This window comes from Citricoccus alkalitolerans, assembly GCF_039528175.1.
Classification (GTDB): domain Bacteria; phylum Actinomycetota; class Actinomycetes; order Actinomycetales; family Micrococcaceae; genus Citricoccus; species Citricoccus alkalitolerans.
The window spans coordinates 390,968-410,716 of record NZ_BAAALH010000001.1 but is presented as its reverse complement, the minus strand read 5'-3'; the positions used below and the strand labels follow the sequence as shown (position 1 = coordinate 410,716).

Below are 19,749 nucleotides of genomic sequence, written 5' to 3'. Positions count from 1 at the left end.
TCCCCCGGCGGTCGGCCGCCGGACACCCGGCGGCACGGCCGGGCTGGAGGGCCCGGCCTCAGCGGGGGTCGCCGCGGAGGCAGCGTCAGGGTGCTCGACTGGGTTCCCGGCAGGGTCGGCATCGCCGATCACGGCGGTCTCGTAGGCCTCCGTGGTGGTGACCGGATCACCGTTCTGGTCCAGGACCGCGGTCGGCTGTTCGTCGTCACGCCCGAAGAGCCGGGTGCCCTTGCGCTTCTTCTTCGCCTGCTTGTCCGGCGTGCCGGCGTGGTTCCGCTCGTGCTGCGTCAGGTAGGACTGATCATGCTCGTCCTCTCCGTCCCGGTCGGCCCGGCTTGCGCGGGCACCGCGGGCGGTGCGTTCCGGGCGCTCGGTGGCAACGCCGCCGTCGGGCTGGCCGGTGAGCCAGGCATAGGCGGCCCGCGTGCGCTGCGGGATCTGGCCCACCGGGGTTGCAGTGACGATCAGTAGCCCGAAGAGGACCAGGACGACCATCAGGGCCCACACGGGCCAGGGCGTCAACAGGGAGGCCAGCGGGGTGGTGGCGAGGTAACCGACCAGGCCTCCCCCGGCCAGGAGGTTCTCGAAGGAATCGGCCACGGCGGGCAGGCCTGCCACGAGGTGGGCGATCCCGGTGGCACCGATCAGCATGACCAGCAGGCCGATGGAGATGCGGCCGTTGTCCCGGTGCTCCTGTGGCGTGCGGAAGTACCGGATCGCGATGATGAACAGCACGGCTGGGAAGAGCAGGGCGGCCCAGCCGAGGGTACCGGCGGCCACGTTGTGGACCACGGTGCCGTAGCCCGGGGTGCCGCGCAGGCCCCACCATTCCACGGAGCCGATGACGAAGGCGAGGGCCACGAGGAAGAATCCGGTGCCGTCGCGGCGGTCCTCTGGTTCGATCCTTGCGTCGCGGCCGACCTTGCGCACACCGGCGCCGATCGGCGTGGCCAGGGCCATCCAGAACCCGCGTGCCGCGCGCACGAACAGGTTGCCCGCCGGCTGGGGGGCGGGTTCGGGCGCGCTGCGGTTGCGCTGGGTGGTGCCGGACGGGCGCGCAGACGACTTCGCCGACTTCGGCTCCGCACCCTTGCGGGCGGAGGAGGTCGAGGACCGGCTGGACTGCGAACGCGTCGGGGAAGTACGGGTCGCCATGCTACGTAGGGTACCGGCGTCGCCGTAGGCTGTCCGTGACCAACACAGGGGTTCCGGCGATGGCGACCCTCCCCCTGGCCGCGGCCGCCGTCGCCTTCGTGCTGGCCTTCATCGCGGCCGCCGTGGTCTACACCCTGACCCGCCGAAGGCCCGCGGGCCCTTGGACGCCGCGGTACTGAGCGGCAGCGCCCCGCTGTACCGCCGGTCCGGTGCCTCAGGCCTCCAGGACGACCGGGACGATCATCGGCCGGCGGCGCAGCTTGCGATTGACCCACGTGCCGATGACGCGGCGGACCACCTGCTGGAGCTGGTGTGTGGTGTGGTCCGCGTTGGACTGCACGGCCTCCTCGAGCGCGCGGGCGATCTTGAGTTTGACCTCGTCGAACACCGAGTCGTCCTCCGCGACGCCACGGGCGTGGATGTCCGGGCCTGACACGATGGTGCCGGTCTGGCGGTTGACCACGGAGATGATCGAGATGAATCCCTCCTCACCCAGCACCTGGCGGTCCTTGAGGTCGGCATCCGTGATCTCGCCGATCGAGGAACCGTCCACGTAGACGAATCCGCACTCCACCTGGCCGGTCATCCGCGCCACGCCGTCCGTGAGATCCACCACGGAACCGTCCTCGGTGAGCAGGACGTTCTCGCTCGGCACCCCCGTCGACTCGGCGATCTTGCCGTTCGCGATCAGGTGGCGCGTCTCACCGTGGACGGGCATCACGTGGGTGGGTTTGACGATGTTGTAGCAGTAGAGTAGCTCGCCCTGGGAGGCGTGGCCGGAGACGTGGACCTGGGCCATGCCCTTGTGGACCACCTCGGCACCGAGCTTCATCAGTCCGTTGACCACCCGGAACACGGAGGTCTCGTTGCCGGGGATCAGGGACGAGGCCAGGATCACGAGGTCGCCGGCATTGAGCTGGATGCGGTGGTCGCCGTTGGCCATCCGTGACAGCGCGGCCATGGGTTCGCCCTGGGAGCCGGTGCACATCAGCACCACCCGGTCGTCCGGCAGCTGGTCCACCTGTTTGAGGTCCACCAGAATGCCCTCCGGCACCTTGAGGTAGCCGAGCTTCGCGGCGATGCCCATGTTGCGCACCATGGACCGTCCCACGAAGCAGACCTTGCGGCCGTGCTGGTGGGCGGCGTCCAGGACCTGCTGGATGCGGTGCACGTGGGAGGCGAACGAGGCCACGATGACGCGCTGGCTGGCCCGGGCCATCAGGCCCTCCAGGACGGAGCCGATCTCCTTCTCCGTGGTGGTGAACCCGGGGACCTCCGCATTCGTGGAGTCGGTGAGGAACAGGTCCACGCCGTCCTCCCCCAGACGGGCGAAGGCCCGCAGGTCCGTGATGCGGCCGTCCAACGGCAACTGATCCATCTTGAAGTCGCCGGTGTGCAGGATGGTGCCGGCCTGCGTCTTGATGGCCACCGCGAGTGCGTCCGGGATGGAGTGGTTGACGGCCACGAACTCGCATTCGAAGGGGCCGAGATGCTCGGTGTCCCCCTCCGTGACGGTGAGGGTGAGCGGACGGATCCGGTGCTCCTCGAGTTTGGCCTCGATCAGGGCCAGAGTCAGGGTGGAGCCGATCAGCGGGATGTCCGCCTTCAGCCGCAACAGGTACGGCACGGCGCCGATATGGTCCTCGTGGCCGTGGGTCAGCACCACTCCGACCACGTCGTCGAGGCGGTCCTCGATATAGCTGAAGTCCGGCAGGATCAGGTCCACGCCGGGCTGGTGTTCCTCGGGGAAGAGCACGCCGCAATCGACGATGAGGATCTTGCCGTCCAGTTCGAAGACGGTCATGTTGCGCCCCACCTCGCCGAGGCCACCGAGGGGGACGATGCGGCAGGTGCCGGGCTTCAGCGCGGGTGGAGTGGACAGGCGGGAGCCTGGTGCCATGGGGTTCGGTCCCTTCTAGAAGGTGAGTCCGGCCTCCGCGAGGTCGGCCCGGATGATGGTCCTCTCCTCCTCGGTGGCCTCCACGAGCGGGAGGCGGACCACGGAGTTCGGCAGGAGGCCCTGCCAGTTCAGGATCGTCTTGGCGGAGACGGCCCCCTGGATGTGCGTCATCACCGCCCGCTGGTACGGATCCAGCTCGAAGTGCAGTGCTTGGGCCGCTGCCAGGTCGCCGGCGAGCATGGCGTCCACCATCTGCCGGTACAGCCGCGTGGCCACGTGGGCGGTCACGGAGACCACGCCCACGGCACCCAGGGTCATGAGCGGCATGGTCAGGGAGTCCTCGCCCGAGTAGATGTCCAGGTCCGTGTTCGCCGCCACCAGGGTGGTGGACTGGAAGTCGCCCTTGGCGTCCTTGAGGGCCGCGATGTTCGGGTGCTGGGCCAGCGCGATGATGGTGTCCGGGTTGATCGGCATGACCGAGCGCCCCGGAATGTCGTAGAGCATGACCGGAAGGTCGGTGGCGGAGGCGATGGTCTCGAAGTGTGCCCGGATACCGGCCTGGTTGGGCTTGTTGTAGTACGGCGTGACCAGCAGCAGGCCGTCGACGCCGGTCTTGGCGGCCAGCTGGGACAGGTGCACCGAGTGCCCCGTGTCATTCATGCCGGTGCCGGCGATGACCTTGGCTCGCCCCCCGACGGCCTCCACCACAGCCTCGAACATGGCAACGTTCTCCTCGTCCAGCAGGGTCGAGGTCTCCCCGGTGGTGCCGGTGATGACCAGCCCGTCGGCACCCTCGTCCACGAGGTGGTTCGCCAGTTTCTGGGCCGAGTCCAGGTCCAGGCCGCCGTCGTCCGTGAAGGGGGTGACCATGGCGGGGACAACGGTGCCGAAGGTGTTCGCGGAGCGCGGGGCAGGGGTCTCGATCATGGCTTCCAGCCTACCTGCGAGAATGGCCTCCGGCAGGTAGCCGGAAGGCGAGAGTCTGGGCTGACACGACGAACGAACCAAGAACGAACCAGGAACAGGGAGTGGCCCATGGCGGCAACCACGGCAGTGCAGCGCCGCATCCCCGGTGTGGACGCGGCCCGGGGTCTGGCCCTGTTGGGCATGATCGCCACCCATCTGCTCGGACTGGTGTCCGCGGACGGGACGGAGCCGACCGTCGTCGGGCTGGTGTTCGCCGGGAAGTCCTCGGCCCTGTTCGCCACCCTGGCCGGCGTCGGGCTGGCCCTGCTCACCGGCGGCGCGGGAAGGACCGGCACCCCGCACCGGGGACCCCTCCTCGGCTGGGACCGCCGCCGGGTGGCGATACGCGCACTGCTGCTGTTCATCCTCGGACTCGCCTGCGGTTCGCTGGACATGAACGTCGCCGTCATCCTCGCCCAGTACGCGCTGCTGTTCCTGGTCGCGGTGCCTTTCCTGCACTTGGGGGCCCGTGCCCTGGCCGCCTGGGCGACCGGCTGGGTGCTGCTCTCCCCCGTGCTCGCGAGCCTGCTGTCCGCGACGCTGCAGTCGGCGGTGGGGTCCACGGCCTATGTGGACGGCTGGCGGCTGTGGTCCAATCCGACCCTCATCGACCTGGTCTCCCAGCCCGGACTGCTGGCCTGGGACCTGCTGTTCTCGGGCTACTATCCCGTGCTGCAGTGGTTCAGCTACGTGCTCTTCGGCCTGTTCCTCGGCCGGCTGCGGCTGGACCGGATGCGGGTGGCAGCCGTCCTCGCCGCCGGTGGCGCCACCCTGGCCGCGGTGGCATTCCTCCTCTCGCGCGGACTGCAGCAGTGGCCCGGGGTGGTCTCTGCCCTGGCGACCGGGACGGGGGCCGGCACGCGTGCTCTTGAGGCTGAGCTACTGACCGGCGCGAGCCTGTCCACCGAGTCGGTCCAGCACCTTCTCGTGTGGTTCACGCTCTCCACGCCCCACTCCGGGGCGCCGTTGGACCTGCTGTTGACCTGTGGCACCTCCGCCCTGGTGCTCGGGGTCTGCCTGTTGTTGACCCAGGTCGCCCGGGGTCTGCTCGTCTGGCCCCTGATGCCCCTGATCGGTGCCGGTGCCCTTCCCCTCACGCTGTACGTGGGGCACCTGGTGGCCTTGGACGTCTTCGAGACGGCGACGGCCGACTGGCCCCGCCTCGGCCTGCTCCTGGCCTACTGGGTGGGTTGCCTCATCGCCGGGACGCTGTGGCGGGGATTCGGCTGGAAGGGCCCGCTGGAGTGGCTTGTCGCGACAACCTCGGGCACGCTCGCCGGACCGAGGCCCTGACGTGTGTTCTGACTTGGGTCCTCAGCCCTCGGACCGGACTGAGTACAGGGCGATCGCGTCCCGCATGGCCTTCCGGGCCCGGGTGCGGTCGCCGGAGGCGTCGTAGCCGAGGGAGAGCCGGTACCAGGATCGCCAGTCCTGCGGGGCGGCCTCGGCCTCCGCACGGAAGGTCTCGAACTGGACGTCCGCAGCCGCTCGGTCGATGCGCCCCGCGGCCGAGCGGGGCAGGTTGTCCACGGGCAGCCCACCCTCGGCCTCCAAGGCGCGGCCCATCTTCTCCATCGTGAGGCCGAAGCGCAGCTCGCGCCACAGCGTCCACACGCCCACGGCGACCACGCAGAGCACGGCCACCCCGAGGATCCTGGCGATGGGTTGCGGTGCCTGCAGGAAGCCCACGGCAGACACGACCGCCACCACCGCGAACAGCAGCATGAGGGCGGCGATCGCCACCACTCCGATCTTGGTTCTCATCGTCCTCCGCTCCAGCTCAGTCGAGGTCCAGGTAGGCGTCCAGGCCGTAGGCCAGGCCGGGCCGGGAGGCCACGGTCCGCAACCCCAGCAGGACGCCACGCATGTACGCCCCGCGGTCGAAGGCATCATGGCGGACTACCAGCTGCTCGCCCGGTCCACCCATCAGGACCTCCTGATGGGCCTCCAGCCCGCGCAGTCGCACGGCATGCACGCGGATCCCGTCCACCTGGGCCCCGCGGGCGCCGTCCGGATCATGGGTGGTCGCGTCCGGGGAGGGTCCGACGCCGGCCGCCTGGCGGGCGTCCGCGATCAGCCCCGCGGTGCGCACCGCCGTGCCTGAAGGCGCATCGACCTTGTCCGGGTGGTGCATCTCGATGATCTCCACGGAGGGAAAGTGACGGGCGGCCTTCGCGGCGAAGGCGCTGGCCAGGACGGAGCCGACCGAGAAGTTCGGGGCGATCAGCACGCCCACCTCCGGGTGCGCCGCCAGCTGCCCCGTGAGCGTCTCCCGGCGCTCGGCGGACCAGCCGGAGGTCCCGACGACGGCGTGCAGACCGTGCTCGACGGCGAAGGCCACATTGTCCGGGGAGACCTGCGGGACGGTGAGGTCCAGCAGGTGGCTCGCGCCGGCGTCGACGGCGGCCGAGACGGGATCCCGGGAGCCGAGTTCGGCCACCAGCTCCAGATCCGGGGCTCCGCCCACGGCCGCCACTGCGTAGCGGCCCATCTTGCCGGTGGCTCCGAGGATGGCGACCCGGATCGGTGCGCCGCTGAGGTCGGTGCGGGGTTCAGGGCGGGATTCGGTCTCGGGCGCAGTCATGACCTCCAGTTTAGGCGCCGCCGGAGGCCTCCGGTGCCGCCGGCCGTGGGGCCATCTCAGAGCTGGTGCTGATCCCGGTCACCAGCAGGCTTCACCGGTGCCCGCCCGGTGTGCGTGCGGGAGGAACCCACCACGTTTCCGGACTTCCAGTCCGCCCAACCAGGACGGTCCACCATGAAGGTCTCGATGTCAGCGGCGGACGCCACGAGCTTCGGATCGTGCTTGAGGTAATGCCGGGTCTCACGGGCCACCAGACCGGAGAGGACCAGCAGGCCAATCAGGTTCGGCAGTGCCATCAGGCCGTTCATGATGTCCGAGAAACTCCAGACGACGGCCAGCGGCACGGTACAACCCACGAACACCACGAGGGAGAACACCACGCGGTAGGGCATCACGAGCCGCTGACCGAACAGGCGCTCCACGTTGCGCTCACCGTAGTAGGACCAGCCGAGGATGGTGGAAAAGGCGAACATCATCAGGCCGAGGGTGACGATCCAGTGACCCCACTGTCCCGGCAAGCCACTCGAGAACGCCTCCCCCGTCATCAGAGCGGCGGAGATCTGCTCCCCGTCCTCGCCGGCACGGTTCCAGGTACCGGTGGTGATGATGACCAGGCCGGTGAAGGACACCACGATGATCGTATCGATGAACGTCTGGGTCATGGACACCAGTCCTTGGCGGACCGGATGGGAGGTCTGGGCTGCGGCGGCCGCGATGGCAGCCGACCCCAGTCCGGACTCATTGGAGAACATGCCCCGCGCCACGCCGTACTGGATGGCGATGATGAGGATCGATCCGGTGAATCCTCCGACGGCTGCGGTGCCGGTGAACGCGTCCGTGAAGATCAGGGCGATGGCAGCGGGCACATCGACGATGTTGACGGCCAGGATGAAGATGGCGGCCGCGACGTAGAAGACGATCATCACCGGCACGAAGGCAGACGTGACCTTGCCGATGGATTTGATGCCACCCACCAGTACCAGGATGGTCAGGACCGTGAGGACGATGCCGGTCACCCACGGGACCACGCCGAACGATTCCTCCACGTTGGCTGCGATCGAGTTGCCCTGGGTCATGTTGCCGATGCCGAAGGAGGCCAGGAAGGCGAACACCGCGAAGGACAGAGCCAGGATCTTGCCGACAGGCCCCTTGATGGCCTTCTGCAGGTAGTACTGCGGTCCACCTGACTTCTCTCCCGCCTCGTCCGTGGTGCGGAAGCGGACCCCGAGGTAGGCCTCTGAATACTTGGACGCCATCCCGAGCAGCCCGGTCACCCACATCCAGAACAAGGCGCCCGGCCCGCCGATACCGATGGCCGTGGCCACCCCGACGATGTTCCCGGTGCCGACCGTGGCCGCCAGAGCAGTGGTCAAGGCCTGGAACTGGGAGATGTCACCCTCGGTGTCCGGATCCCGCCGTCGGATGATGCCCAGATTCAGCGCCGGGAGGAGCTTGTGGAACTGGAGGAAGCCCAGTCGGATGGTCAGGTAGAGGCCGGTGCCCAGCAGCAGGGGGATGAGGAAGAACGGGCCCCATACGAATGAGCCGATGGTGTCCAGGACTGTCTGCAGTTGTTCCATGACGGTGATCCGGTCTTTCTGTCCGTGGTGCGCTGCCCGACCCCTCGGGCGACGGATCGGCCTGTGAGAGGACGATGCCGTCCAGAATGTTGCACACACCACCCCGAGTCAAGCGACTCCCCGTGGAAGGGGCGGATGGAAATGTCCTGGAAACGCTCAGCGGCCGGAGAGTCCGTCCGCCGACACGTCCGGGCCGACCATGATCGTGGCCCGGGGGGAGGTGGCCAGGCGCTGGGCCACCGTCTGGACCTGCTCGGCCGTCACGGCCCGCAGCCGGTCCAGGGCGCCGTCCAGGTCCACGAACTCCCCCGTGACCAGTTCGGCACGGCCCAGGCGTGACATCCGGGAGCCCGTGTCCTCCAGCCCGAGCACGGTGCCGCCGGAGAGCTGGCCGCGGGCCCGCTCCAATTCCTCGTCCGTGATGCCGTGCTCGGCCAGCCGTTCCAGTTCCGAGACCATGAGCTCGGCCACGGTGCCGGCCCTCTGCGGGGAGCAGCCGGCGTAGAGGCCGAAGTAGCCTACGTCCGAATAGGCGGCGGAGAAGGAGTACGTGTTGTAGGCCAGGCCACGCTTCTCCCGGATTTCCTGGAACAGGCGCGAACTCATGCCCCCGCCCAGAGTGGAGTTCATCAGTGCCAGCGCGAACCGGTCGGGGTCCAGGGAGTGGATGGAGCGCCCGCCGACCAGGATCGAGGACTGCTCCACCGGCCGGGCGATCCGGTGCAGTCCCTCGGAGATCTCCGCCCCGGTGTACACGTGGCTGCGCCGTGGAGCGGGGGCGACACCCTCCGGCAGGCCCCAGCCCGAGCGGTCCAGCGCCTCGACAACGAGCCGGCACACCTCGTCATGGTCCAGGCCACCGGCGGCGGTCACCACGAGTTCATCCGGGCGGTACCACTGGCGGTAGTGCTCCAACACGCGTTCACGGGTCACGGCGTTGATGGTCGCGGCAGTGCCGCCGATGGGACGGCCCAGCTCGTGCCCGTCCAGCAGGGCGGCCGCCAGAGCCTCATGCGCGGTGTCGATGGGATCGTCGGCGTCCATCGCCAGTTCCTCGAGGATTACCCCGCGTTCCGTCTCGAGTTCTTCAGGATCGATCAGGGCGGAGGTGACCATGTCCGTGATGACGTCGATGGCCATCGGCAGGTCGGTGTCCAGCACCCTGGCGTGGTAGCACGTGGACTCCTTGGCCGTGGAGGCGTTGGATTCCCCGCCGACCCGATCGAAGGCCGTGGCGATGTCCATGGCCGACCGGGTGGGGGTGCCTTTGAAGAGCAGGTGCTCCAGGAAATGGGTGGAACCGAAACCACCTTCCGCCTCATCCCGTGAGCCCACGGCGATCCAGAAACCGATGGTGACCGAGCGCTGGTCCGGCATCGCCTCGGTCAGGACTCGGACGCCGCCGGGCAGCACGGAACGCCGGACCACGGAGCCGTGGCCGGCGTCCTGGAGTGTTCCGGTGAAGTCGGCGGGAATCGGCAGCGTAGGACTCATGTCTCCGAAACTACCAGCGCCGCCGTGGCCGGCCTCATTGGTGCCCTAAACACCCGTGGCCCGCACCGAAGTGCGGGCCACGGGCCGGTGGAGCTGAGAGGTCAGCTCCTTCAGGCGATCAGCGGGAGATCAGTTCCCCTCGGACTCCTCGGAGCCACCCTCCGCGTCGGACGGCGCATCCGACTCGTTGTCCTCGGATTCGCCGCCCTCGACCACGGGGGCCAGGGACAGCTTGCCGCGGTCGTCGATCTTGGTGATCTCGACCTGGATCTTCTGGCCGACCTCGACGACGTCCTCGACGTCCTCGACGCGCTTGCCCTCGTTGATCTTGCGCAGCTCGGAGATGTGCAGCAGACCATCCTTGCCCGGGGTGAGGGACACGAACGCACCGAAGGTGGTCAGCTTCACCACGGTCCCGAGGTAGCGCTCCCCGACCTCGGGAACCTGCGGGTTGGCAATGGCATTGACCGCGGAACGGGCGGCCTCGGCTGCCGATCCCTCGGTGGCACCGATCAGCACGGTGCCGTCGTCCTCGATGGAGATGTCCGCACCCGTGTCGTCCTGGATCTGGTTGATCATGGCACCCTTGGGGCCGATGACCGCACCGATCTTGTCCACCGGGATCTTGACGGCGATGATGCGCGGGGCATACTGGCTCATCTCATCCGGGGCATCGATCGCGGCGTTCAGGACACCCAGGATGTGCAGGCGAGCCTCACGGGCCTGGGTCAGCGCGGCGGCCAGCACGGAGGCCGGGATGCCGTCGAGCTTGGTGTCCAGCTGGATCGCAGTGACGAACTCGGAGGTGCCGGCCACCTTGAAGTCCATGTCGCCGAAGGCATCCTCGGCACCGAGGATATCCGTCAGGGCGGCGTAGCGGGTCTGACCGTCCACGGTGTCCGAGACCAGGCCCATGGCGATGCCGGCCACGGCGGCCTTCAGAGGAACACCGGCGTTCAGCATCGACAGGGTCGAGGCACAGACGGAGCCCATGGACGTGGAACCGTTGGAGCCTAGGGCCTCGGAGACCTGGCGGATCGCGTACGGAAACTCCTCGCGGGACGGAAGCACCGGGACCATGGCACGCTCGGCGAGGGCACCGTGGCCGATCTCGCGGCGCTTCGGCGAGCCCACACGGCCGGTCTCACCGACGGAGTACGGCGGGAAGTTGTAGTGGTGCAGGTAGCGCTTGCGCGTATCCGGTGCCAGCGAGTCGATCTGCTGTTCCATCTTCAGCATGTTCAGCGTGGTGACACCCATGATCTGGGTCTCGCCGCGCTCGAAGATGGCCGAACCGTGCACGCGCGGCAGTACCTCCACCTCGGCGGTCAGCTTGCGGATGTCCGTGAGGCCACGGCCGTCGATGCGGACCTGGTTGGTCAGGATCTGCTGGCGTACGGCCTTCTTGGTCACGGCACCGTAGGCCTTGGAGATCTCGCCGCGGCGCTGCTCGAATTGGGTGCCCTCCCCGGCCAGGGCCTCGACGACCTCGGCGCGGTAGGCGTCGTCGGTGTTCTGGCGCTCCTGCTTGTCGGCGATCGAGTAGATCTCCTGCAGCCGGGCACCGGCGAACTGTTCCACGGCCTCGTAGGCGTCGTCCTCGTAGTCCTTGAAGACCGGGATCTCGACGGGTGCCTTGGCGGCGCGCTGGGCCAGGTCGGCCTGGGCGTCGCAGAGGGCCTTGATGAAGGGCTTGGCGGCCTCGAGGCCTTCGGCCACGACCTCCTCGGTCGGAGCGGTGGCGCCCTGTTCCTTGATCAGGTTCCAGGAGTCCGGAGTGGCCTCGGCTTCGACCATCATCACGGCGATGTCGTCCCCGGCAACACGGCCGGCCACGGCCATGTTGAACACGGCGTCCTTGAGCTGTGAGTGCTTCGGGAAGGCGACCCACTGGCGGTTGCCGGCGCCGTCGTCGATCAGGGCCACTCGCACGCCGCCGATCGGGCCGGAGAACGGCAGGCCGGAGAGCTGGGTGGACATCGAGGCGGCGTTGATGGCCACCGTGTCATAGATCTCGTCCGGAGCGATCGAGGTGACGGTCACGACGACCTGGACCTCGTTGCGGATGCCCTTGGTGAACGCGGGACGCAGCGGGCGGTCGATCAGGCGGCAGGTGAGGACGGCGTCAGTGGACGGGCGGCCCTCACGGCGGAAGAACGAACCGGGGATGCGGCCGGCAGCGTACATGCGCTCCTCGACATCCACGGTCAGCGGGAAGAAGTCGAAGCCCTCACGCGGGGACTTGCCGACGGTCGTGGCCGACAGCATCGAGGTCTCTTCGTCGATGTAGACCATGGCCGCGCCGGCGGCCTGCTGGGCCAGACGGCCGGTTTCGAAGCGCACGACGCGCTGTCCGTAGGTGCCGTTGTCGATGACGGCTTCGGCGAACTTGATTTCGGGACCCTCCATGGGGTGGGTGTCCTTTCTTCGGCCCGCCGCGTCACCACCCGGTCTTCGATCGAAGCCTCCGGACGCTCGGACACGATGGTCGTGAGATTCCGGAAGCCACTGTCGAGGACCGCGAATGGATGGACGCTGACGGGCTTGATGGGTGTGCTGACTGGTGTCAGCAGGGACGGTCACATCGGGTGAGCCTCCCTGACCAGACTAAAGGCGGCGACCCGAAGGGGGAAACCCCACACGCGGGACGCCGCCTGAAGTCAAGAGGTCACTTACGCAGGCCGAGGCGCCCGATCAGCGAGCGGTAGCGCTCGATGTCAGTGCGCTCGAGGTACCCGAGCATACGACGACGGCGACCGACCAGGGCCATCAGGCCACGGCGGGTGTGGTGGTCGTGCTTGTGGGATTTCAGGTGTTCCGTCAGGTCCAAGATGCGACGGGACAGCACAGCAACCTGCACTTCCGGAGAACCGGTGTCGCCCTCGTGGGTGGCGTATTCCTTCATGATGTCCTGCTTGACGGCGGGGTCGAGTGCCACGCGAACTCCTTATGAGTTGTGCCGCGATCATAAACGGTGGATCCCGCCACCGCGGACTGCAGCGGGCACCAACAAGCCAGTCTAGCAGTCCGGATGCCGTCAGCCGCGCCGCGTGCGCAACGCGAACGTCAGGTACGGCAGTTCGATCGCCTGGTCCGGGGCGAATCCCAGGTGCTCGTGCAGGTACCAGTCGAGATTGGCCGTCATCCTCGCGCGGATGTCCTCGCCCGAGCGGAGCCAATACGAACGGGACGCCATCAGCGCGTGGAGGCCGGCCGGCGTCGTGCGGTCCGTCCAGTGCACCTCGTGGTGCTGCTCTGCTCCGAAGGGCGCGCGCGTGCGCCGCCGTGGCCGGCCGGTTCCGGCCGCGTGGACGTCCCCGGCATGCATGATGCGGGTGAGCCGGTGGATCCAGGGCACGGAGGTGTCCAATTGGTTCCACACCAGGGCCAGCGTGCCGCCGGGACGCAGCAGCCGGGCGGCCTCCGCCGAGCCGGCGTCCGGGTCGATCCAGTGCCACGCCTGCGCGCTCGTGACCAGGTCGAAGCCGCCGGGCTCCAGTCCCGTGTGCTCCGCGCCGGCCTGGACGACGACGGCGGAGGGCACCGCGCGCCGCAACGGTTCCAGCATGGAGGCCGAGGGATCCACGGCGGTGACCTCCAGTCCGCGGTCCACCAGCAGCCGGGTGAAGAGGCCGGTGCCGGCGCCGAGGTCCACGGCGGTGCGAGTGCCGGCCGGGACCATGAAGTCGACAGTCTGTGCCGGGTAGGAGGGCCGCACCGCGTGGTAGTGCTCTCCCCCGCTCGCGAAGGCGGAGCCGAGGCTCTGGCGGGAGGCGTTGTCGAGGCGGGGGTCCCCGCCGGGTCGGTTCGGGACGGGACGTGTCACCGGAGAGTCACCGGACGGTCACGGACGGGGGTCCGCCGGGACCGCGGCCAGGACCTGGCGCGTGCGGTCGACGTCCTGGGTCATCTGCTCGACGAGCTTGGGGATGCCCTCGAACGCGACCATGCCGCGCAGACGTTCCACGAACTCGACCGTGACGAACTGCCCGTACAGGTCGAAGTCCTCGACCTGTTCCTGCGGCCGGTCGATGACATGGGCCTCGACCACCCGGGACACCCCCTCGAAGGTCGGGTTGGAGCCGATCGAGATGGCGACGGGCCAGCAGCGGTGCGCCTCGTCGAAGAGCCAGCCGGCGTAGACGCCGTCCGCGGGGATCATGCCCTGGACCTCATCGGAGAGGTTGGCGGTGGGGAAGCCCAGCTCGCGGCCCCGGGCGAAGCCATGGACGACCTCGCCGTGCACGCGGTGGTTTCGGCCCAGCACTCTGGCGGCCTCACGGACCTGGCCCTCGCGCAGCGATTCGCGGATCCAGGTGGAGGAGCAGCGGCGGTCCTCGCCGAAGTCGGCCACATCGATGACGTCGAAGCCGTACGTGCGGCCGAGTTCCACCATGGTCCCGAAGTCACCGGAGTTGCGGAAACCGAAGCGGACGTCCCGGCCCACCACCACCGCCGTGGCGTTGACGGCGTCCACGATCACATTCTTGACGAATTCCTCAGGGCTCTGCTGGGCGAACTCGAGGGTGTAGTGGATGACCAGCATCGCGTCGATGCCGGCCTGCTCGATCAGCCGGGCCTTCTCCTCATATCCGGTGATCGCCTCCTGGAGATCGTTGGGCCGGTGCACCACGCGGGGATGCGGGTCGAAGGTGATGGCCACGGAGGTAGCCCCGGAACCGCGTGCGGCGGAGACGACCTGGTCGAGGACTTGGAGGTGGCCACGGTGCACCCCATCGAAGTTCCCGATGGTGACCACGGAGGGTGCGGGGTTCTCCGGTACGGCGGCTAGGCCGTCCCAATAGTGCATGCAGTCCCTCCGCTCCGGATCATGACTCGATTATCCACCCCCTCAGGGGCGGCTTTCCACTCCGCCACCGGGGCGGTGTCCCAGCAACCAGGCCAGGCCCAGGATCGGCAGGATCAGCGGGATGTACCCGTACCCGGCGCCGAAGCGGCTCCACACCGTGTCATCGGCGAACAGCTGCGGGTCCAGGAGCGTCCAGAGCCCGACCCCGACCACGCCCACCAGCTCGATGCCCACCGCCACGACCGAGACGTACCAGGCCGTGCGGCCGGAACGGGCCAGGGACAGCGTGGCCACGATGTAGACGGCGGCGGCGAAGGCGGAGAGCAGGTAGGCCAGCGGTGCCTGATCGAAGCGCGTGGCGATCTGGAAGATCGAACGCGCGAAGGAGGATAGGGCGAACACGGCGTAGACCATCACCAGGATGCGTCCGAGTCCCTGGTTTCGCTGGTTCCGCCGGGGTCTGTTGGTCTCCCTGGTCCACGTGCTGTTCTTGTTCTCGGTCTCAGCCAAACCAGATCACCTGCAGTCTGTACAACATCACGAAGATCGTCGGCCCCACGGCGGCCATCACCAGGTTGGACCAGCGGGTCTTGTCCGTGACGGCCCACACCACGGCGACCAGAGAGACCACCAGGGCCGTCAGGACATAGCCCCAGAACTCCCAGAGCTCCCCCTGGAGGGGCTCGCCTCCGGTCTGGCGGAAGATCGCCCCCACGCCGTAGACGACCAGGAACAGTTCGACCGCGGCCACGGAGAGGATGGAGAAGTCGTCCGGGAAGCTGCGGATGAAGGTCATCACCACGCAGATCACCAGGGAGACGGCACACAAGGCGGTGCCGACCCAGAACCAGCCGTCGGTCGCCACCTCGGTCACGTGCGCCCACCGTCCTGGCCGGTTGCTCGGCCTGGCGTCTGGGCCGGCGCGAAGACGATCTCGGGCTTGGCGGAGAGCGCCCCCGGGCGGCCCTGGCGCGCTTGGTCGGAGATCAAGGCGACGACGGTGCCGTCCGGTGCCTGCGCGGCCACCATCCCCTCGGTGCCGGTGGCCTCGATGCGCCGCCCGAAGGACAGCTCGGAGACCTCCTCGCCGGTCAGCCGGCGCACGGGGAACAGCCCGGCCGCGGCCTCGGACAGCTCGGTGGAGGTGAAGCGCACCGCCAGGTCCTCGAGGGTCACGGCATCGGAAACGGAGAAGGGTCCGACGGCGGTGCGCCGCAAGGCCGTCAGGTGGCCGCCGGTTTCGAGGGCCTCCCCCAGGTCCCGCGCCAAGGCCCGGATATAGGTCCCGGAGGTGCAGTCCACCTCGACGTCGAGGTCCACGGTGGCGCCACCCTCGGCTCGCCGGTAACCGGTGACCTCGAGACGGCGGACCGTGACGGGCCTGGCCTTGAGGCGCACGTCCTCCCCGGCGCGCACCCGGTGATAGGCGCGCTGCCCGTCCACCTTGATGGCAGACACGGCCGAGGGGACTTGCAGGATGTCCCCCGTGAGATCGTCCACGGCGGCATCCACCCGTTCCGGGGTGACCGCGTTCGCGAGCCGCGTCTGCAGCACATCACCCTCGGCATCATCCGTCACGGTGGAGACCCCGAGCCGGATGGTCGCCAGATACGTCTTGTCCGTCCCCGTGATCGCCGTCAGCAGGCGGGTGGCCTTGTTGAAACCGACCACCAGCAGGCCGGTGGCCATCGGATCCAGCGTTCCGGCATGACCGACCTTGCGGGTATTGGCCAGCCGGCGGACCTTCCCGACGACGTCATGGGAGGTCCAGCCAGCCGGCTTGTCCACGAGCACCAGGCCGGAGGCCTGGGTGCCGGGAGCGCCCTCGGGCAGCTCCCGGCCCCGGGACTGCTTGGAAGAACCGGTCAACGGGCCGCGTCCTCGTTCCCGCTGTCCTCGCCGTCCTTCTTGTACGGGTCGGACTCACCGGCGAAGGTGGCGTTCTCACGCAACCGGGCCAGTTCGGCGTCGCGCTCCCTGGCCTGGGCGAGCACCTCTTCGAGGTGCGCCGCGACCTCCGGGACCTCGTCAGCCACGAACTCCAGCGTCGGCACCAGCCGGATGGTCAGCTGGCGCCCGACCTCGTGCCGGATGGCGCCCTGGTGGGCCTCGAGGACCTCCCGGGCACCCTCGGCCGCCGTGGCGTCACCGAGCACCGTGTAGTACACGGTGGCGTGCTGGAGGTCGTTGGTCACCCGCACCTCGGTGAGGGTGATGGCCTCGGCCCGGTCGTCCTTGACCCGCTTGCGCAGGGCCTCGGCGACCAGGACCTTGATCCGTTGGGACAACCGGGCCGCACGTGCCTGATCCACCATGGGACCGTCCTTTCTCCTTGGGGGGATCGGCCGGCGCGTCAACTCAGACGCGCGGCTTCTCCTGCATCTCGAAGGTCTCGATGATGTCCCCGTCCTTGATGTCGTTGAAGCCACCCAGACCGATACCGCACTCGTAGCCCTCGCGGACCTCGGTGGCGTCGTCCTTGAACCGGCGCAGCGACTCGATTTTGAGCTTGTCCGCCACCACGTTGCCGTCCCGCACGAGGCGGGCGGAGGCGTTGCGGCGGATGAGCCCGGAACGGACCAGCGTGCCGGCGATGTTGCCCCACTTGGAGGACCGGAAGACCTCGCGGACCTCCGCAGAACCCAGCTGGACCTCTTCGTACTCCGGCTTGAGCATGCCCTTCAGCGCGCTCTCGATGTCATCGAGCGCGTCGTAGATCACCGAGTAGAAGCGCATGTCCACGCCCTCCTTGTCGGCCAGCTCGGTGACGCGCTCGGCCGGGCGGACATTGAAGCCGATGATGATGGCATTGTCCACGGTGGCCAGGTTGACGTCGTTCTGCGTGATGGCACCCACGCCGCGGTGGATGACGCGAAGCTGTACCTCGGCGCCGACCTCGATCTCGAGCAGGGAGTCCTCGAGGGCCTCCACGGCGCCGGAGGCGTCGCCCTTGATGATGAGGTTGAGGGTGTCGATCTTGCCCTCGGCCACAGCCTGGTCGAAGTTCTCCAGGGAGATCCGCTTGCGTCGCTTGGCCAGCATGGCGTTGCGATCGGCGGCCTCGCGCTTCTCGGCGATCTGGCGGGCGGTGCGGTCGTCCTCGGTCACCAGGAAGGTGTCGCCGGCACGCGGCACGGAGGACAGGCCCAGCACCTGGACCGGACGCGACGGCGGCGCCTCGGTCACGGTGGTGCCGTCGTCGTCGAACATGGCGCGGACGCGGCCGTGGCCGTGGCCCACCACCATGGTGTCCCCGACGCGGAGCGTGCCGGACTGCACGAGCACCGTGACAACGGCGCCGCGGCCCTTGTCCAGGTTCGCCTCGATGGCCACACCGCGGGCACCCTTGTTCGGGTTGGCGGTGAGCTCCAGCGCGGCGTCCGCGGTGAGCAGGATGGCCGAGAGCAGATCCTCGATGTTCAGGTTGTTCCGGGCAGAGACGTCCACGAACATCGTGTCGCCGCCGTACTCCTCGGGGACCAGGCCGTACTCGGCGAGCTGACCGCGGATCTTCTCCGGGGAGGCCTCCGGCTTGTCGATCTTGTTGACCGCGACCACGATCGGCACGCCTGCCGCCTTGGCGTGGTTCAACGCCTCGACGGTCTGCGGCATGACGCCGTCATCAGCGGCCACCACGAGCACCGCGATGTCCGTGACCTTGGCACCACGGGCACGCATGGCGGTGAACGCCTCGTGACCCGGGGTATCGATGAAGGTCAGGCTGCGGTCGGTATCACCGTGCTGGAAGTCCACCTGGTAGGCACCGATGTGCTGGGTGATGCCGCCGGCCTCGCCCTCGATGACCTTGGTGGAGCGGATGGCGTCCAGCAGCCGGGTCTTGCCGTGGTCCACGTGACCCATGACGGTCACGACGGCCGGGCGCTTCTCAAGGTCGTCCTCGGTCTCCGCCTCTTCCTCGGCGTCGAGGTCGATGTCGAAGGCCTCAAGGAGCTCCTTGTCCTCGTCCTCCGGGGAGACGATCTCGATCTGGTAGCCGAGCTCTTCTCCGAGCACGCGGAACGTCTCCTCGTCCAGGGACTGGTTGGCGTTCGCCATCTCGCCCAGGTGGAAGAGCACGGTCACCAGCGAGGCCGGATCTGCATTGATCTTCTCGGCGAAGTCACTCAGGGACGAGCCACGGCGCAGACGCAGCTGCGTGGTGCCGTCACCGCGCGGGACGGAGACACCGCCGACCGACGGTGCCGACTTCTGCTCCAGCTCCTGACGCTTCGCGCGCTTCGACTTGCGCTGCTTGCGACCACCGGGACCGCCGCGGCCGAAGGCACCCTGGGTGCCACCGCGTCCGCCACGGCCGCCGCGCGGGCCAGCGCCACCACCGGCGGGACCGGTGCCCCCGGGGCCGCCACCGGGACGGCCACGGCCGCCGCCACCCGGACGGGCGGAGGCCGGCTGCGGCTTGTTGATGTGGCCAGGCATCATGTTCGGGCTGGGACGTGCGCCACCCGGCTTCGGGCCGCCGGCGGCTGCTCCGGCACCGGCCGGACGCGGACCACCGGGGCGCGGGCCACCGGCACGCTCCCCGGCATCCGGACGGCCCGAGCGCATGCCCTGCTTGGGAGCGAAGGGGTTGTTGCCCGGACGCGGACCGCCAGGGCGGGGACCACCGGGGCGCGGGCCACCGGCGCGTTCGCCACCACGCTCGTCAGCGCGGGGCGCGGACTGCTTGGAGGTGAACGGGTTGTTGCCGGGCCGCGGGGCGGCTGGCTTGGTGCCGCCCGGCTTCGGGGCACCTGGACGGGCTGAAGTCGCCGGTTTCGGCGCAGACGGAGAGGCCGGTGCCGCCGGGGCGGAAGCCTCGCTCGATGCTGCCGGGGTTGCCGGAGCTGCCGGCTTCTCAACTGCGGGGGCTGCCGGCTTCTCAGCTGCGGGGGCAGCCGGTGCCGGAGCGGCCGGCTTCTCAGCTGCGGGGGCGGCCGGTGCCGGTGCGCCCGGCTTCGCGGCGGCCGGAGCCGCCGGAGTGGCGGGCTTCTCCGCTGCCGGGGTTGCCGGAGCAACCGGCTTCTCGGGCGCCGGGGCGGCCGGTGCCGGCGTGGCTGCCGCAGGCTTGGCGGAAGCCGACTTGGAGGGAGTCTTCGGTGCGGCGTCCGCATAGGCGGAACGCAGCTTCTTGACCACCGGGGGTTCGATGGTCGAGGAGGCGGAACGAACGAATTCGCCCATGTCCTGAAGCTTGTTCAGGGCCTCCTTGGATGAAATGCCGAGCTCTTTGGCGAGCTCGTGGACGCGGACCTTAGCCACG

Annotated in this window: 17 protein-coding genes; 1 reads left to right on the top strand and 16 read right to left on the bottom strand. The window is 68.9% G+C overall.

Annotated elements, in window-relative coordinates; genetic code table 11:
* The 3 genes from ABD134_RS01800 to dapA form a co-directional block, all read right to left on the bottom strand.
* On the bottom strand, positions 1-1,155 hold a 1,155-nt coding region (locus tag ABD134_RS01800), incomplete at its 3' end, for a DNA translocase FtsK 4TM domain-containing protein (RefSeq protein ID WP_344226159.1).
* Positions 1,156-1,369: 214 nt separating this feature from the next.
* The gene (locus tag ABD134_RS01795; RefSeq protein WP_344226157.1) at positions 1,370-3,055 is read right to left on the bottom strand and encodes a ribonuclease J; all 1,686 of its coding nucleotides are present in this window, start codon (positions 3,053-3,055) and stop codon (positions 1,370-1,372) included.
* 15 nt (positions 3,056-3,070) lie between these two features.
* Positions 3,071-3,982: a 4-hydroxy-tetrahydrodipicolinate synthase gene (gene dapA / locus ABD134_RS01790; RefSeq protein ID WP_344226155.1), complete on the bottom strand. Its 912-nt coding sequence runs from the start codon at positions 3,980-3,982 to the stop codon at positions 3,071-3,073.
* A 108-nt stretch (positions 3,983-4,090) separates the two neighbouring features.
* On the opposite strand from dapA, the gene ABD134_RS01785 reads away from it, so the two are divergent.
* On the top strand, positions 4,091-5,314 hold the full coding sequence (locus ABD134_RS01785; protein WP_344226153.1) for a heparan-alpha-glucosaminide N-acetyltransferase domain-containing protein: 1,224 nt from the start codon (positions 4,091-4,093) through the stop codon (positions 5,312-5,314).
* Between the two features lie 21 nt (positions 5,315-5,335).
* Here ABD134_RS01785 and ABD134_RS01780 read toward each other — a convergent pair whose 3' ends face one another.
* From ABD134_RS01780 to infB, 13 genes are all read right to left on the bottom strand, one after another.
* Entirely contained in the window at positions 5,336-5,785 is a 450-nt protein-coding gene (locus tag ABD134_RS01780; RefSeq protein ID WP_344226151.1) for a hypothetical protein, read from the bottom strand.
* Between the two features lie 16 nt (positions 5,786-5,801).
* Positions 5,802-6,605: a 4-hydroxy-tetrahydrodipicolinate reductase gene (gene dapB / locus ABD134_RS01775; RefSeq protein WP_344226150.1), complete on the bottom strand. Its 804-nt coding sequence runs from the start codon at positions 6,603-6,605 to the stop codon at positions 5,802-5,804.
* Between the two features lie 56 nt (positions 6,606-6,661).
* On the bottom strand, positions 6,662-8,185 hold the full coding sequence (locus ABD134_RS01770) for an alanine/glycine:cation symporter family protein (RefSeq protein ID WP_344226148.1): 1,524 nt from the start codon (positions 8,183-8,185) through the stop codon (positions 6,662-6,664).
* 156 nt (positions 8,186-8,341) lie between these two features.
* Positions 8,342-9,679 (bottom strand): M16 family metallopeptidase, encoded by a 1,338-nt coding sequence (locus ABD134_RS01765; RefSeq protein WP_344226146.1) that lies wholly within the window; start codon positions 9,677-9,679, stop codon positions 8,342-8,344.
* Positions 9,680-9,808: 129 nt separating this feature from the next.
* A complete protein-coding gene (locus tag ABD134_RS01760; protein ID WP_344226144.1) occupies positions 9,809-12,088 on the bottom strand; it encodes a polyribonucleotide nucleotidyltransferase in 2,280 nt (759 codons plus the stop codon).
* Positions 12,089-12,347: 259 nt separating this feature from the next.
* A complete protein-coding gene (gene rpsO / locus ABD134_RS01755; protein WP_115930821.1) occupies positions 12,348-12,617 on the bottom strand; it encodes a 30S ribosomal protein S15 in 270 nt (89 codons plus the stop codon).
* A 99-nt stretch (positions 12,618-12,716) separates the two neighbouring features.
* The gene (locus ABD134_RS01750) at positions 12,717-13,505 is read right to left on the bottom strand and encodes a class I SAM-dependent methyltransferase (protein ID WP_344226141.1); all 789 of its coding nucleotides are present in this window, start codon (positions 13,503-13,505) and stop codon (positions 12,717-12,719) included.
* An 18-nt stretch (positions 13,506-13,523) separates the two neighbouring features.
* Positions 13,524-14,489, bottom strand: coding sequence for a bifunctional riboflavin kinase/FAD synthetase (locus tag ABD134_RS01745; protein WP_344226139.1), 966 nt, complete (start codon positions 14,487-14,489; stop codon positions 13,524-13,526).
* A gap of 42 nt (positions 14,490-14,531) precedes the next feature.
* Positions 14,532-14,999 carry a hypothetical protein gene (locus ABD134_RS01740; protein ID WP_378108392.1) on the bottom strand — a complete coding sequence of 156 codons (468 nt, stop codon included), beginning with the start codon at positions 14,997-14,999 and terminating at the stop codon, positions 14,532-14,534.
* Positions 14,992-15,354, bottom strand: a complete 363-nt coding sequence (locus ABD134_RS01735) for a hypothetical protein (protein ID WP_344227612.1) — start codon at positions 15,352-15,354, stop codon at positions 14,992-14,994. Before ABD134_RS01735 ends, ABD134_RS01740 begins: the two co-directional genes overlap by 8 nt.
* Before the next feature lie 5 nt (positions 15,355-15,359).
* Positions 15,360-16,322 (bottom strand): tRNA pseudouridine(55) synthase TruB, encoded by a 963-nt coding sequence (gene truB / locus ABD134_RS01730; RefSeq protein ID WP_344227610.1) that lies wholly within the window; start codon positions 16,320-16,322, stop codon positions 15,360-15,362.
* 32 nt (positions 16,323-16,354) lie between these two features.
* Positions 16,355-16,804, bottom strand: coding sequence for a 30S ribosome-binding factor RbfA (gene rbfA / locus ABD134_RS01725; RefSeq protein ID WP_344226137.1), 450 nt, complete (start codon positions 16,802-16,804; stop codon positions 16,355-16,357).
* A 43-nt stretch (positions 16,805-16,847) separates the two neighbouring features.
* Positions 16,848-19,748: a translation initiation factor IF-2 gene (gene infB / locus ABD134_RS01720; protein WP_344226135.1), complete on the bottom strand. Its 2,901-nt coding sequence runs from the start codon at positions 19,746-19,748 to the stop codon at positions 16,848-16,850.
* Position 19,749: the final 1 nt, after the last annotated feature.

Coding starts and splice junctions, on each gene's coding strand:
- ABD134_RS01795 (WP_344226157.1), bottom strand. CDS start 3,055: ATGGCACCAGGCTCCCGCCTGTCCACTCCACCCGCGCTGAAGCCCGGC.
- dapA (WP_344226155.1), bottom strand. CDS start 3,982: ATGATCGAGACCCCTGCCCCGCGCTCCGCGAACACCTTCGGCACCGTT.
- ABD134_RS01785 (WP_344226153.1), top strand. CDS start 4,091: ATGGCGGCAACCACGGCAGTGCAGCGCCGCATCCCCGGTGTGGACGCG.
- ABD134_RS01780 (WP_344226151.1), bottom strand. CDS start 5,785: ATGAGAACCAAGATCGGAGTGGTGGCGATCGCCGCCCTCATGCTGCTG.
- dapB (WP_344226150.1), bottom strand. CDS start 6,605: ATGACTGCGCCCGAGACCGAATCCCGCCCTGAACCCCGCACCGACCTC.
- ABD134_RS01770 (WP_344226148.1), bottom strand. CDS start 8,185: ATGGAACAACTGCAGACAGTCCTGGACACCATCGGCTCATTCGTATGG.
- ABD134_RS01765 (WP_344226146.1), bottom strand. CDS start 9,679: ATGAGTCCTACGCTGCCGATTCCCGCCGACTTCACCGGAACACTCCAG.
- ABD134_RS01760 (WP_344226144.1), bottom strand. CDS start 12,088: ATGGAGGGTCCCGAAATCAAGTTCGCCGAAGCCGTCATCGACAACGGC.
- ABD134_RS01745 (WP_344226139.1), bottom strand. CDS start 14,489: ATGCACTATTGGGACGGCCTAGCCGCCGTACCGGAGAACCCCGCACCC.
- rbfA (WP_344226137.1), bottom strand. CDS start 16,804: ATGGTGGATCAGGCACGTGCGGCCCGGTTGTCCCAACGGATCAAGGTC.